Source organism: Ethanoligenens sp. (assembly GCF_047718355.1).
GTDB lineage: Bacteria > Bacillota > Clostridia > Oscillospirales > Ethanoligenentaceae > Ethanoligenens.
Genome location: NZ_JBDNLG010000010.1, coordinates 38,929 through 52,277, shown reverse-complemented (window position 1 = coordinate 52,277; position 13,349 = coordinate 38,929). Strand labels below are relative to the sequence as shown.

11 protein-coding genes and 1 riboswitch are annotated in these 13,349 nt (G+C 50.3%); of the genes, 9 read left to right on the top strand and 2 right to left on the bottom strand.

The genetic code is table 11. The annotated features are described in order from the left end of the window. Positions 1-192: 192 nt before the first annotated feature. Both ABF463_RS02870 and ABF463_RS02865 read right to left on the bottom strand, forming a co-directional pair. A complete protein-coding gene (locus ABF463_RS02870) occupies positions 193-849 on the bottom strand; it encodes an energy-coupled thiamine transporter ThiT (protein ID WP_415532037.1) in 657 nt (218 codons plus the stop codon). A gap of 44 nt (positions 850-893) precedes the next feature. Then, positions 894-1,005, bottom strand: a riboswitch (TPP riboswitch). 283 nt (positions 1,006-1,288) lie between these two features. Then, positions 1,289-3,637, bottom strand: coding sequence for an ATP-dependent helicase (locus ABF463_RS02865; protein ID WP_415532036.1), 2,349 nt, complete (start codon positions 3,635-3,637; stop codon positions 1,289-1,291). Positions 3,638-3,967: 330 nt separating this feature from the next. On the opposite strand from ABF463_RS02865, the gene ABF463_RS02860 reads away from it, so the two are divergent. The 9 genes from ABF463_RS02860 (at position 3,968) to hisB (ending at position 13,349) form a co-directional block, all read left to right on the top strand. Next, positions 3,968-5,887 (top strand): HlyD family efflux transporter periplasmic adaptor subunit, encoded by a 1,920-nt coding sequence (locus ABF463_RS02860; RefSeq protein WP_415532035.1) that lies wholly within the window; start codon positions 3,968-3,970, stop codon positions 5,885-5,887. 49 nt (positions 5,888-5,936) lie between these two features. Then, entirely contained in the window at positions 5,937-6,629 is a 693-nt protein-coding gene (locus ABF463_RS02855) for an ABC transporter ATP-binding protein (RefSeq protein ID WP_415532034.1), read from the top strand. Next, positions 6,626-7,813, top strand: coding sequence for an ABC transporter permease (locus ABF463_RS02850; protein WP_415532033.1), 1,188 nt, complete (start codon positions 6,626-6,628; stop codon positions 7,811-7,813). Before ABF463_RS02855 ends, ABF463_RS02850 begins: the two co-directional genes overlap by 4 nt. Before the next feature lie 71 nt (positions 7,814-7,884). Continuing rightward, positions 7,885-8,403 carry a hypothetical protein gene (locus ABF463_RS02845; RefSeq protein WP_415532032.1) on the top strand — a complete coding sequence of 173 codons (519 nt, stop codon included), beginning with the start codon at positions 7,885-7,887 and terminating at the stop codon, positions 8,401-8,403. A 205-nt stretch (positions 8,404-8,608) separates the two neighbouring features. Beyond that, positions 8,609-9,802: an ATP phosphoribosyltransferase regulatory subunit gene (gene hisZ / locus ABF463_RS02840; RefSeq protein ID WP_415532031.1), complete on the top strand. Its 1,194-nt coding sequence runs from the start codon at positions 8,609-8,611 to the stop codon at positions 9,800-9,802. Beyond that, positions 9,799-10,434 (top strand): ATP phosphoribosyltransferase, encoded by a 636-nt coding sequence (gene hisG, locus ABF463_RS02835; RefSeq protein ID WP_415532030.1) that lies wholly within the window; start codon positions 9,799-9,801, stop codon positions 10,432-10,434. Before hisZ ends, hisG begins: the two co-directional genes overlap by 4 nt. A gap of 1 nt (position 10,435) precedes the next feature. Next, positions 10,436-11,722 (top strand): histidinol dehydrogenase, encoded by a 1,287-nt coding sequence (gene hisD, locus ABF463_RS02830; protein ID WP_415532029.1) that lies wholly within the window; start codon positions 10,436-10,438, stop codon positions 11,720-11,722. After that, the gene (locus tag ABF463_RS02825) at positions 11,719-12,774 is read left to right on the top strand and encodes a pyridoxal phosphate-dependent aminotransferase (protein ID WP_415532028.1); all 1,056 of its coding nucleotides are present in this window, start codon (positions 11,719-11,721) and stop codon (positions 12,772-12,774) included. Before hisD ends, ABF463_RS02825 begins: the two co-directional genes overlap by 4 nt. Beyond that, a complete protein-coding gene (gene hisB / locus ABF463_RS02820; protein ID WP_415532027.1) occupies positions 12,771-13,349 on the top strand; it encodes an imidazoleglycerol-phosphate dehydratase HisB in 579 nt (192 codons plus the stop codon). Before ABF463_RS02825 ends, hisB begins: the two co-directional genes overlap by 4 nt.

The following is a 13,349-nucleotide window of genomic DNA, read 5'->3' as shown; positions in this document are numbered from 1 at the left end:
ATAGCAAGTAATCCGCATTGTCAATTTATAAGTATAAAAAAAAGAGGCCTTTTGCAAATTTAATAATAGCGGAAATCACAGTGGCTGGGGACATGTCAGCACGGTGCATCCAGCACAGCAAAAATGAGGGAATATAAGGGTACAAAAGCGTCAATGTTTAGCCCAATATGAAAGAAGGCGTAAAGAGGAGCATCAGTGAAATTTAGGCTGGCTAAAACGGGCTTGGGGCTCGATCAGTGACCGGCATGGACGATAGAGCAAAATCCCTACGACCAGGCAGATGGCAAGGTCTGGAAGAAGATAGAACGCATTATAGAGGACAGAATAGGCCAATACATGTCCTTTTAAGAATGCGAGCGATTTTGGAAAACTGCCCACGTCGAACGCATATGCGTAAAAAATAACGACACCCGAGATGACGTGCGATACAAACCGAATGGCTACTGCTGTTACTATACCGAGCAGAAACTTGACAAAACCTCTGCCATAAATTCCGGCGAGACCCAGCGCTGAAAACGCAATGATATAATCAAGAAATGCAGATCCCACAATGCTTTGCCAGTGCATACCAGCAAAACTGGAAAGCAACCCTCCATCCAGTAGCAGTTTGATAATTGAGAATGTAAAACCGGTTAGTAGCCCCCATTTTGGGCCGTATTTATAGCCGGCGATAAGAATCGGAAGCATACTGCAAAAGGTGATTTCTCCGCCGAGCGGCATTTGCCACAGTTTTAGTAGACTGAGTACGACGGCAAGCGCGATTAATATTCCGCTTTCCACCAAGCGCAAAGTCCTTGCGTTCATTCTGGTTCTGGTTCCCCTGTTGAATGCTTGTTTTTGATTTTTCATTGTATTTACCTCCAATATACAAAAAACTGCGCTGGAAAACCGGCGCAGTTAAGTCTTCGTATTCCTACGCCGGCATTATCCGGATCAGGTTTCTGGGTTAGAAATATCAAAACATTTCTTCTCAGCCGAAATCATTCAGCACCCCATTCAATTGTTTTCCAATTATAATACATGTGTTTTCTTCTGTCAAGAAAGGCACACCGCTTCTCGCAGGCTTCCTTTGGGCAAAGACGGGCATATGTCTTATAACATGCACATTGTTATTCGCTGCAGGAATCGTACACACGCGGGGTATCTATGCACACAGCTTCTTTAAAGGTCTTGTGCCCGCTGGAATTTGCGGGGGAAGCTTTGCTGTCCGCCATAAAAATCCTCCTAAAGCGTAATGTAATTTCACTACACTACCATTCTATGAGGATGGACGGGAGATGTGATTGTATCAAAGTTTTTTCAGCCGGGCAAAATTGGCCATCAGTTTTTTGGTGCCGCAAGTATCAAATGCGATTTCCAGCAGCGTGTCTCCGCCCATAGATTTTGCTGATAATACTAAGCCATGACCGAATGTACCATGCCCAACGGCATCTCCTGGTGCGAACACGATTTTGGTTTGTACGGGTCTGGATACACCGGGGCGATCTAACTTGACCGGCGCGACAGGTGCCGCACGACGTATCTGCGGACGCTCGAAATGCGGCCGCATATCCTGCGCGTCTTTCAAGCTGTTTGGTATCTCATCCAGAAAACGAGACGGGCGATTGCGCACAGTCGTTCCAAATAACATGCGTGAGCCGGCGCAGGTCAATGTCAGACGACTTTTGGCGCGTGTAATGCCCACATACGCCAACCGACGTTCTTCTTCCAATTGCTCGGGATAAATCATGACACTCTGTCCGGGAAACACGCCCTCTTCCATGCCAGCTATAAATACGGCGGGAAATTCCAACCCTTTTGCGGCATGGATGGTCATCATCACGACAGTATCCGCCTGTCCGTCATAGTTGTCGATATCAGTCATCAGCGCTGCTTCTTCCAAAAAGCCTTCCAAAGAAGGTTCATCGGTGTTCTGTTCATAGTCGGCGGCGTTGGAAATAAGCGTGCTCAAATTTTCCTTGCGGCTTTTTGCTTCGTCGTCATCCCCAAGGGCAGAAAGATACCCACTCTCCTCCATCACCATGCGAATCAGTTCGTGCGGCGGAACCAACACGCATTGCCCCCGCATCCGTTCCAAGAAATTCATAAACGACTCGATACGCGCTGTTTTTTTGGAGAAATATTCATATTCCTGACAATGATCGAACACTTCATATAATGTTTGTCCGGTCTGTTCAGCAATTTGTTGTACGGCTGCCATGGTTGCGCTGCCAATGCTGCGTTTCGGTGCATTGACGATCCGCGAAAAATGCAGATTGTCACCCGGGTTGTTGATGACGCACAGATAGGCCATCATATCTTTGATTTCCAACCGCTCGTAGAACCGGTGCCCACCAATAATCCGGTAGGGGATACCCATACGCACAAAGGCCTTCTCAATCGGGCCGGACTGTGCATTCATTCGGTATATAACCGCCTGATCGGAAAATTTCATGCCGGCCTTAACATTATCTAAAATAGAATTGGCAATAAACAGCGCCTCACTGCTCTCATCTTCAAAGCGGCAGGCTCTGACCCGGTCCCCCGCCGGATTTTCCGTCCAAAGTTTTTTGCTTTTCCGGCCGGCGTTGTTTGCGATGACGGCGTTGGCCGCATCAAGGATCGCCGAGGTGGAGCGGTAATTCTGTTCCAGCTTGACAACCCGTGCGTTTTTGAATTGTTTTTCAAAACTCAAAATATTTTCAATTGTAGCGCCCCGGAATTTGTAGATGCTCTGATCGTCATCACCGACTACGCAGAGATTTTGACTTCTGCCGGCCAACAAACTGATGAGTTTATATTGTACAGGATTGGTATCTTGGTATTCGTCCACCAAGATATACCGAAACCGTCGCGCATAATGGTCCAGCACATCTGGATTTTTTTCAAACAGCATAACGGTCAGGCGCAGCATATCGTCAAAATCCAGCGCATTGGCTTGCCGCAGCGCCTGTTGATATTTGTAGTACACGGTGGCAATTTTTTTTAGACGAAAATCATCCCCTGCATCCAGTTCAAATGCGGCAGGACTCATATTCTTTTCTTTGGCACGACTAATGGCAGGCAGAGCTGTTTTATTAGCAAAACTGCGGTCATCACCGGCAACATCACGGCAACACTCCCGTAATACCCGAATGCTGTCGTCTGTATCGTAGATTGTGAAAGAGCGCGAATAGCCCAGTTCCAGCTTGTCAATCTCCCGACGCAGGATGCGCGAACATGCAGAATGGAATGTACATGCCCAAAGTTCCATCGCCTGTTCGCCGAGCATGTTTTCCAGTCGGCTTTTCATTTCATTTGCGGCTTTGTTGGTGAAAGTGATGGCAAGCAGCGCCCATGCGGGTGGTGCGTCCACAGCCAATAACTCCCTGAGCCGTTCATCTTGAAACGCGTTTTTTTCCAGGCAGTCTTTCAGATAGGTGAGATCGGATTCCGTCAGGTTTTCCGGAATCGCATCGCTTTCATAAGCAGAGCCATATTTTAAGATGCAGGCGACACGGTTGACCAGTACGGTGGTTTTTCCGCTGCCGGCTCCCGCAAGGACCAAAAGTGGTCCTTGTGTTGCAAGAACAGCCTGCCTCTGCCGGTCATTCATGCGGGAGAACTCCGCTTCAATAATTTTTTTTCGCAATGTAAGAAATTCGCTGCGTATATTCATGTTTTATTTACCCCTGCTTAAGCGATAATGAAGAACTGTTTTACAACATCCACTGATAAGCGTATTGCACGGGTCACGGCAACACACAAGTACCCCTTATTTTATGCTATTTTCTCGTAAAAAGCAAACCTACATAGAAATCAGAGAAAGGCGTGTATATCTGCCAACGGATTTCGGGTGCTCCCATCGCCTTCTTCACTTTCCTCATTTGGAATGTTTCAAGACCATTCACGCGGTTTTCATAAATCCGTCACAAATTTTCCGCATACTGATACTGGATTTAATTAATCACACGCGGGTCTACCGCGTGATAAAACGGGGGAATACCATATGAAAAAACCGTGGCGGACAAAAGACGCGCCGCAAAGCAGCACATCCTTGGATCCGGGCACACGGCAAAGTGGAGTCAAGTGGTATCGAAAAACATGGTTTAGAGTGACAGCTGTAATAGTTGTAGTTGCCATTGTGGGAGGCAGTGTTGTCATCTACCATGTGTCGGCATCGGCCAATGCACCAGTATCCACCACCACATTTCGCTTGGCGCAGGCTCGAACGGGAAATGTGGAAAAAACCGTTTCCGGGACCGGTACGGTGTCCAATGCCGCACAGGAGACGTTGACCGCTCCGGATGCCGGCACGGTGGACAGCGTTTCTGTCAAAAGTGGGGACACTGTGAAGCAAGGCCAGGTACTCGCACATATCAACAGCCCAGCAGCGCAGCAAACGCTCGAAACCAAGCAGGCTGCACTTACACAAGCGCAGAACACGCTTGCAAACGCACAAGCCTCCCTGAACAACCTGTATGTTACGGCGCCGCTTGCCGGGCGGATCAAATCGGTGCAGGTATCCGCGGGAGATACTGCCTCGACGGTCAGTGCGCTTGGCTATCTCTGTTATCTTTCCACCAGCCGCTCGATGACGCTGACGATTTCTGGAGCACAGACATCTGTTGCAAACGGAGCCGCCGTTAATGTAGGACTGAGTGACGGCGGCACGGTGGCCGGAACAGTTACAGCAGTCAGCGGTGGGCAAGGGGGAGCTTCAAGTATCACGGTTACCATCGGTACGGATACCCCGGCAGTCGGCTCAACGGCCACGGTGACGACGACTGATGGGAAATCAGTAGGCAGCGGCACATTGGCGCTCGTCAACTATTACAAGATCACATCTTCCGGCTCGTCCAATGCTTCCGGTGGTTCCGGTAATAGTGGTTCCGGAAACAGCGGCGGAACGGCTGGAAGCTCCAGTGGCAGTTCTATTACCAATGTATACGTGAGTGAAAACCAGATGGTCGGCAAAGCACAGAACCTGTTTAAGCAGGACGGCACCTCACTGAACAACACCATTGCTTCCGACCAGCAGGCGGTCACGTCCGCGCAAAACGACGTTGCTTCCGCGCAAGCTGCCGTGGATGCCAACAACATCACCAGTCCAGTCAACGGCACTGTTACTTCGGTGGGGGTAAAAGTAGGGGATAGTGTGGCGAGCGGCGGGACTATTGCAGGGGTGATTGATCCCACACAGATGGAAACGCAGGTGTCTGTCAATGAAGATGATATTGGCAGTGTCAAGACGGGGCAAACCGCCAATGTGACACTCAGCGCAATTCTCGGCAAAGCATACACTGGCACGGTGACAGAGGTTGACACCATCGGCACCAATTCTAATGGCGTGGCAACATTCAATGTCATGGTCGGCATCAATAACCCTGACAATGTTTTAGTTGGCATGTCCACCAATGTGAATATTGTAACCCAAAGTGTCCAGAATGTGGTGACGGTTCCTGCGGCCGCAGTTTTGGAAAAACGGGGGACCACAGGATATGTTATCCCATCTTCAAGCGTAACCGATTCCAACGGCAAAGCTAAACCCCTTGATAATGTCGATACGCGTGAGCTGGTGCAGAAATATGGCAAAGAAGTAACTATTGGTCTTGCGAACACCAGCACAGTGGAAATCAAGAGCGGATTAAGCGATGGAGATGGCGTGGCAGAACCAATCACAATTAATCTTGCGGCCGTCAAGAGTCTGACAGGCAGCCAAACCAGCTCCAGCCTAAGCACGTTGCTTGGCGGCGGTGGATACGGCGGCGGTGGCGGCTATGGCGGTGGTGGATATGGCGGTGGTGGATACGGCCGCCGCAGCACCGGTGGCACGGGTAATACTGTCGGCGGAGGAAATACGACGGCCGGCACAACCTCCGGCAGTGCATCCAAGACAACAACCGGCGGGGGGGCAAACGGAGGATGACTGCTTTTATAAGACAGCGCAACGGTAACGCAGGCGGGGAGGAATTGCAGTGGCGGCTACCATAGAGATAGAGCATCTTGTAAAATCTTATGTAATTGGCGACAACGAAGTGCATGCCCTGAACGATGTGTCCTTATCGGTATCGGAACATGAGTTTGTCGCCATCGTCGGTCCCTCCGGCTCCGGTAAATCTACGCTGATGAATATCATCGGATGTCTGGATATTGCCACTTCCGGCAGTTACAAATTAAAAGGGCAGGAAATTAGCCTGTATCGGGAGGATGAGCTTTCAGAATTCCGCAACCGGATGATTGGATTTATTTTTCAGCGTTTTAACCTGCTCAACAAACTGAATGCAGTGGAAAACGTGGAACTGCCGCTGGTGTATCAGGGGATTTCAAACAAAGAACGGCGTGAGCGGGCGACAGAGGCTCTTGAAAAGGTTGGACTGGCCAACCGGATGCTGCACACGCCAATGGAGCTTTCAGGCGGTCAACAGCAGCGTGTGGCTATCGCGCGGGCGCTCATCACCAACCCGCCTGTCATTCTTGCCGACGAACCTACCGGCAATTTGGACAGCACCACCGGCAAGGAGGTCATGCAGATTTTGCAGAGACTTGGAGATGCCGGGCATACCATCGTTCTCATTACCCATGATCTGAACATTGCCAAACAAGCGCGCCGCATCGTCCGTATTTCGGACGGCCGGTTGATTTCGGATGAGGAGGTGGGCCGCGCATGAGATTCACACAGGCGCTGCACATGGCTTTTAAAGCGATTGCGTCCAATAAAATGCGTTCCTTCCTGACCATGCTCGGGATTGTCATCGGAATCTCTTCGGTTATCATTATGCTGGCGGTCGGCAATGGTTCCAAGCAGACGATTTCCAACTCCATCGAGGGGATGGGTACCAATTTGCTGACGCTCTCACTGACCGGCAGCAAAACAGCAACGCTTTCAAGCGGTGACATTTCTACTTTGACGAAAAGCAAAAACATAGCAAACGTCGCGCCTGATTTAACGGGCACTGCGACCGTCAAAGCGGGAGACGAAAACGAAACCGCAAGCGTGGAAGGTTCCGTTTCCAATTACACCGAAGTGCGGGATGTATCGGTTGCATATGGCCGGTTTATCACACAGGATGATATCGATAACAATTATCAGGTGTTGGACATCGGCCCGGAAGTCATCCAAAATATTTACCCCAATCTCAGCACCAAACAGTATCAGTCGCTGGTGGGGCAAACCATGCAGGTAAACGGTGCAAATTTCCTGATTGTCGGTGTTTTGGAAAGCAAAGGGACATCCACAGTAGGGTCCAACGACAACCGTGTCATTATGCCGCTGACCACCGCCGAGCGGTTGCTTGGCACCAGCAATGTGAAAACCTATTATGTGCAGGCCGCTTCGTCTGATAAAATTGACGCGGCGACCACCGACCTGAACAATTTGCTGTATGACAAATTTTCCGGTGACACCACACAGTACCGCGTACTCAGCCAGAGCGACCTGTTGCAAACGTCCACGCAGACGACGTCTACATTAACCAACATGCTGACGGCGGTTGCAGCAATCTCGCTGATTGTCGGAGGAATCGGCATCATGAATATTATGCTGGTTTCCGTCATTGAGCGGACACGGGAAATCGGCATTCGCAAAGCGATTGGCGCTAAACGGCGGGATATTATGCTTCAGTTTCTCATTGAGGCGGTGGTTCTCAGTTGTTTGAGCGGTATTGTAGGTGTGGTGGTCGGGGTTGTAGCTTGTCTGGTTATGCCGCATTTTACGGGGCAGGTCATGGTGATGTCCGGCACGGTTATGCTAATCGCCTTTCTCTTTTCGGTGGCGGTGGGCGTTGCATTCGGACTTTATCCGGCGGCAAAAGCCTCCAAGTTACGCCCGATTGATGCTTTGCGTTACGAATAACCCGGTTATCTCCCTGTTTTTCTGCAGTATGCAGAAATTCGTATTCGGTTTTCATGAAAAAGGAGCTTCTTATGAAATCTTTACGCCTTGTCTCAATCCTTGCCGTTACCGTTTCAGTTGCCGCGCTTCTGGTGTCCTTTTCGGGATGCAGCAAAAAAGCGTCGGCTTCCGCGGTTTCAGAAACCAGTTCAAGCGTTGGAGAAAATCAGCGAAAAAAAATGGAACAACGTGTTAAGGAGGGCTTGTCTGATTTGGTTGCAGCAGGGACGATTACGCAAGCGCAGGCCGATAAGATTCAAACCGCTTTGACTCAGAATCTGGGGCAGCGCCGACAGAACGCAAGCAATAAGAGCCGTCCATCCGGTAGCGGCAGCCATCCGCAATGGAACGGCAGCAGGCCGGATGGCTCCGGCACGCCCAGTGGCGGAAGAGTCGGACGCGAATCGCAACTGCTTTCCTCTCTTGTATCGGATGGTACCATCACACAGGCGCAGTCCGATGCAGTTATCCAGAAGTTGTTTAGCTTTGAAGGTGGGAACTATCAAAGCGGTTCCTCTGACGCTGACCAAAATTCATCTTCGCAATCATAAATACTCTCAAAAAGCGGCGGAAGAAACCGCTGCTTTTTCTTGACTTCTTTATTTTACTATGCTAAACTGCTACTGTAGTGAAAATTTTAAAGCGGCGTGTACTGTTGCGATTGTCTGCAACCGTGTTATAATGTACGATGTGTTCCGCTCTTTTCCACATTGTGGCGAGAGGAGCAAAGCCGTGGAAACCAGGAGGATACGGGGAATGGCCAAATACAGAAACGTGACGCCGGATGGTGCTTACGACCTGTTATTCAAAGAATGTGAAGCACGTCGAAACGTGGAAACCAAACTGGTGGCCCTGTTTAGGAGCCACGGGTTTAGCGAGGTGGTTACGCCGTCGTTGGAGTTCTACGATGTGTTTCGAGATTCCACAATGGAAGAAGAGACCATGTACAAACTGATTGATGCGCGCGGACGGATTCTTGCGCTGCGCCCGGACAATACAACCCCTATTGCGCGGGTGGCCTCCACCAAACTTAAAGGGTTCGCACCGCCGCTGCGTTTGTTTTATAATCAGAATGTATTCCGTATCAGCCCGTCTATGTCCGGCAGAAGGGACGAAATCGCACAGTGCGGTGTGGAACTGATTGGCGTGGGGGGAGAACGGGCAGACATTGATGCTATTTCTATGGCAATCACAGCGTTGAGCAGTGTTGCACCAAATTTTCGATTTGAGATTGGGCATGTGGGCTTTTTTAAAACACTGATCGATGATCTGCCGGTGTCAGTGGAAGTCAAGGAACGCATCCGAGGCTACATTGATTCTAAAAGTTACGCGTCCATCAGCAGTTTACTTGCTCCATACGGCTGCGAAAGCGCAGCCTGCCGGGCGCTGACGGAACTTCCACACTTGTTTGGTGGTGACGAGGTGCTGGAGCGCGCGCTGGAAATCGCGCCGAACGAGCAGTCCATCGCAACCATCCGGTACCTCAAAGCGATTTATGATACCCTTTGCGATTTGGGCTGGAAAGAACATATCATGATTGATCTCGGACTGGTACAAAGCATTGATTATTACACTGGCGTGGTGTTTAAAGGATATATGCACGGCTCAGGCGAGCCTGTGCTTTTTGGCGGACGATATGACGACCTTTACGGTAAATTCGGTTCTCCGATGCCGGCCACAGGTTTTGCGCTCAACGTAGATGCCATTGCACGTGCCGGTATGGCAGATAATAAGTCCGACCGTGCAGATGTGTTGGTCTTTTATGAAAAAGGCCACGGCAAGGCCGCATTTGCTCATGTGGAAGCACTGATTGCATCCGGGCTGGTTTGTGAGCGCAGTGTATTTGATACGCCGGAGGAGTCGGTCGATTATGCCCGTAAGAAGGGCATCAGTCGTATCGATATCGTAACGGAAAGCGTAACGACTCAGATACTGGAGGCGGCAAAATGAAACCGATTCGCATTGCATTGACGAAAGGACGTCTGGAACGGGACACCATCGGGCTGTTTCAGAAGATTGGATATGACTGCACGCCGCTTCTGGAAAAGGGAAGAAAACTGGTCTTGCCAATCCCTGACGGCAATATGGAAATTGTGCTTGCGAAAGCGGCGGACGTTATCACCTATGTAGAACATGGCGTCTGTGACGTTGGCATTGTGGGTAAAGATACTATTTTGGAAAACGGACACAGTTTTTATGAGGTATTGGACCTTGGTTTTGGGCGCTGCAAATTTGCACTGGCAGGCCCCAAAGACAAGCCATTTTATACAGGCTATCTTGACAAACGCATTGCAACAAAATATCCCAAAATTGCGCGCGGCTTTTTTGAAAGCAAGGGCATGGATGTGGAAATCATCAAAATCGAAGGTTCGGTGGAATTGGCGCCATTGCTCGGTCTTTCCGATGCCATTGTGGACATCGTTGAAACAGGTGTTACGCTCCGTGAAAACGGGTTGGAGGTTATTGAGGACATTTGCTCCATCTCTGCCAGGTTAATCGTAAATATTCCCAGCATGAAATTGAAAAAAGACCAAATCGAAACGTTGACCCATCAGATCGAAATGGTGAAAGGAGCGGAATGATTTGAAGATATTGACCGCAGATGGTAAAAGTGAAGTTGAGTTGTTGAAAGCCATGCGTGGGCGCAGCATGGAGATCGACCGTCAAGTAACAGAAACGGTGCAGCAAATTTTGACCGATGTGCACACGCATGGTGACAATGCTGTGCGTGACTATACCGAAAAATTCGACGGTGTGCGTCCCGGCGTGTTTGAATTGCCCATGGATGCGTTAGAAAGTGCTTACCGGAAAGTACCGACGCAGTTTGTAGAATCAATGTCCCGCGCGGCAGAAAACATCCGTCTGTTCCATGAGCGCCAGAAGCGGGAAGGCTTTATCACTACGCAGACAAATGGGACGGTCATGGGACAACGTGTGCGCGGCTTAGCGCGTGTGGGGCTCTATGTACCCGGCGGAAAAGCGGCATATCCTTCTTCCGTGCTGATGAATGCAATTCCCGCCAAAGTGGCAGGGGTAGGGGAATTGGTAATGGTGACTCCGCCCGGAAAAGACGGGACGGTCAATCCATATATTCTCGCCGCCGCAAAGATTGCAAACGTCGACAGGGTGTTTGCTGTCGGCGGTGCACAGGCTATCGGGGCGTTGGCCTATGGTACGGCTTCCATTCCCAAGGTGGATAAGATTGTCGGCCCCGGGAACATCTTCGTCGCTACTGCGAAGCGTCTGGTCTTTGGCGCGGTAGACATTGATATGATCGCGGGACCGAGCGAGATTCTCGTCGTTGCGGATGAAACGGCCGATCCCACATATCTGGCGGCTGATCTGATGTCGCAGGCAGAACATGACCCACTGGCCTCTGCTGTGTTACTCACCACTTCTGCGGAATTGGCAGAACAGACGCTGGCAGAGATTGACCGGCAAAAAGCATACCTTTCCCGCAAGGAAATCATTGAGCAGTCACTGCAGGATTTTGGCGCCGTCATCGTTTGTAAAGATTTGGATGACTGCCTGCGCGTGGCGAACGACATCGCCCCCGAGCATTTGGAATTGATGGTAGAACAACCGATGCACTGGCTGGGCAAGGTGGAAAATGCCGGTTCGGTCTTCTTGGGTAAATATTCGCCGGAGCCGCTCGGTGATTATTATGCCGGACCCAACCATGTGCTGCCCACCAGCGGTACAGCACGGTTCTTTTCTCCGCTTTCCGTGGACACCTTCATCAAAAAATCCAGTTTCATTTACTATTCTCAAGCGGCGCTTGATGCAGGAAAAGATGACATCATTCTGCTTGCAGAGGCGGAAGGTCTGACTGCACACGCGAATTCCATCAAAGTGAGGTTTGACAAATGAACCTTGTGAGCGAAAAATTGGCACGTTTGAAACCGTATGACCCTGAAACTGCAACCAATGGTATTCATTTGGATGCGAACGAGAGTTTTGTACCGCTGTCGGACAATCTGCGGGAAGAAATAGGCAGGCGTGTATCGGCATTGGAGTTCAACAGGTACCCAGACCCGTTGGGCAGAGCAGTCTGTGAGGCGTTTGGCGGGTATTATGGCGTGGATGCGCGGTATGTGACGCTGGGCAACGGTTCCGATGAATTGATTACGTTGCTTTTTAATGTTTTGCTGGAAAAAGGTGACCGCGCGCTTCTCGTTACACCTGATTTTTCAATGTACCAACAATATTGCGCGTTGGGGGAAATTGAACCGATTATTTTGCAAAAAGACAGTGCATTGCAATTTGATGCGGATGCACTCATCCAATTGGCACGTGACAGACAGGTGCGGATGGTGCTGTTTTCCAATCCCTGCAACCCCACTTCGCAGGGTATTCCGGCGGCCGATGTATTGAAAATCATCGACAGCCTAGATTGTCTTGTGGTGGTGGATGAAGCCTATATGGATTTTTGGGATGAAGCGGTCGTGCGCGAAGCGCCGAAACGGGAAAACTGCATCGTTCTCAAAACGCTTTCCAAAGTAGGATTTGCGAGTATACGGTTGGGATTTGCTGTGGCAAACGACCGCTTGAGTGCGTATTTGCGTGTGGCCAAATCCCCCTATAACGTCAATGCCCTCACGCAGACTGCGGGAGAAATCATTTTGACCGAAAAGCATAGTCTGCAAAGCGCTACTGCCCAAATACAAGCGTCAAGGGATTTGCTTTACACGACGTTGCTGCCGCTTGCAAGAGATGGTCTTCGTGTTTTTCCGGCACACGCGAATTTTGTCACACTCCGCAGCCCGCAAGCCTCCGGACTGCATGAGGAACTGCTGGCACGCGGTGTTTCGGTTCGTTGCATCGGTGGGGAATTGCTGCGTGTTACGGCGGGCGCCCCTGAAGAAAACCAAGCGTTTATACAGGCGCTTTCAGCTTGCTTGAAAGAGGGAGTTCACGCATGAGAATGGCAAAAGGCTCACGCAAAACAAAAGAAACCACTATTGAGCTTTCATTGAATCTGGATGGGCGTGCGTATAATGAGATTCAGACCGGTATTGGTTTTTTCGATCACATGTTGAACAGTTTTGCCACGCACGCGGGTTTTGACCTGCTGGTCAAGGTGCAGGGCGATTTGAATGTGGATGGGCATCATACGGTCGAGGACACAGGCATCGTTCTGGGTGATGCTTTTGCCAAAGCCATTGGCGATAAATCGGGCATTGCGCGGTATGGCAGTTTCTACGTGCCAATGGACGAGGCATTGGCTTTTTGTGCGCTGGATATCAGTGGTCGTCCATTCTTGGTGTTCGACGCGCCGCTGGAAAGCGGGCAGATCGGCACATTCGATGCGTGTCTGACGGAAGAATTTATGCGTGCTTTTGCGTTCCACGCCGGCATCACGCTGCATCTCCGTATTTTATATGGGAAAAACGCCCACCACATGGCAGAGGGACTTTTTAAAGCGCTGGGCCACGCGCTGCGCATGGCTTGTGTGGAATCCGGTGAAGGCGTGCTTTCCACAAAGGGAAGCCTATGA

What these genes read in the sequence shown, in the direction of transcription:
- ABF463_RS02870 (WP_415532037.1), bottom strand. Translation starts at nt 849, where the DNA reads ATGAAAAATCAAAAACAAGCATTCAACAGGGGAACCAGAACCAGAATG.
- ABF463_RS02865 (WP_415532036.1), bottom strand. Translation starts at nt 3,637, where the DNA reads ATGAATATACGCAGCGAATTTCTTACATTGCGAAAAAAAATTATTGAA.
- ABF463_RS02860 (WP_415532035.1), top strand. Translation starts at nt 3,968, where the DNA reads ATGAAAAAACCGTGGCGGACAAAAGACGCGCCGCAAAGCAGCACATCC.
- ABF463_RS02850 (WP_415532033.1), top strand. Translation starts at nt 6,626, where the DNA reads ATGAGATTCACACAGGCGCTGCACATGGCTTTTAAAGCGATTGCGTCC.
- ABF463_RS02845 (WP_415532032.1), top strand. Translation starts at nt 7,885, where the DNA reads ATGAAATCTTTACGCCTTGTCTCAATCCTTGCCGTTACCGTTTCAGTT.
- hisZ (WP_415532031.1), top strand. Translation starts at nt 8,609, where the DNA reads ATGGCCAAATACAGAAACGTGACGCCGGATGGTGCTTACGACCTGTTA.
- hisG (WP_415532030.1), top strand. Translation starts at nt 9,799, where the DNA reads ATGAAACCGATTCGCATTGCATTGACGAAAGGACGTCTGGAACGGGAC.
- ABF463_RS02825 (WP_415532028.1), top strand. Translation starts at nt 11,719, where the DNA reads ATGAACCTTGTGAGCGAAAAATTGGCACGTTTGAAACCGTATGACCCT.
- hisB (WP_415532027.1), top strand. Translation starts at nt 12,771, where the DNA reads ATGAGAATGGCAAAAGGCTCACGCAAAACAAAAGAAACCACTATTGAG.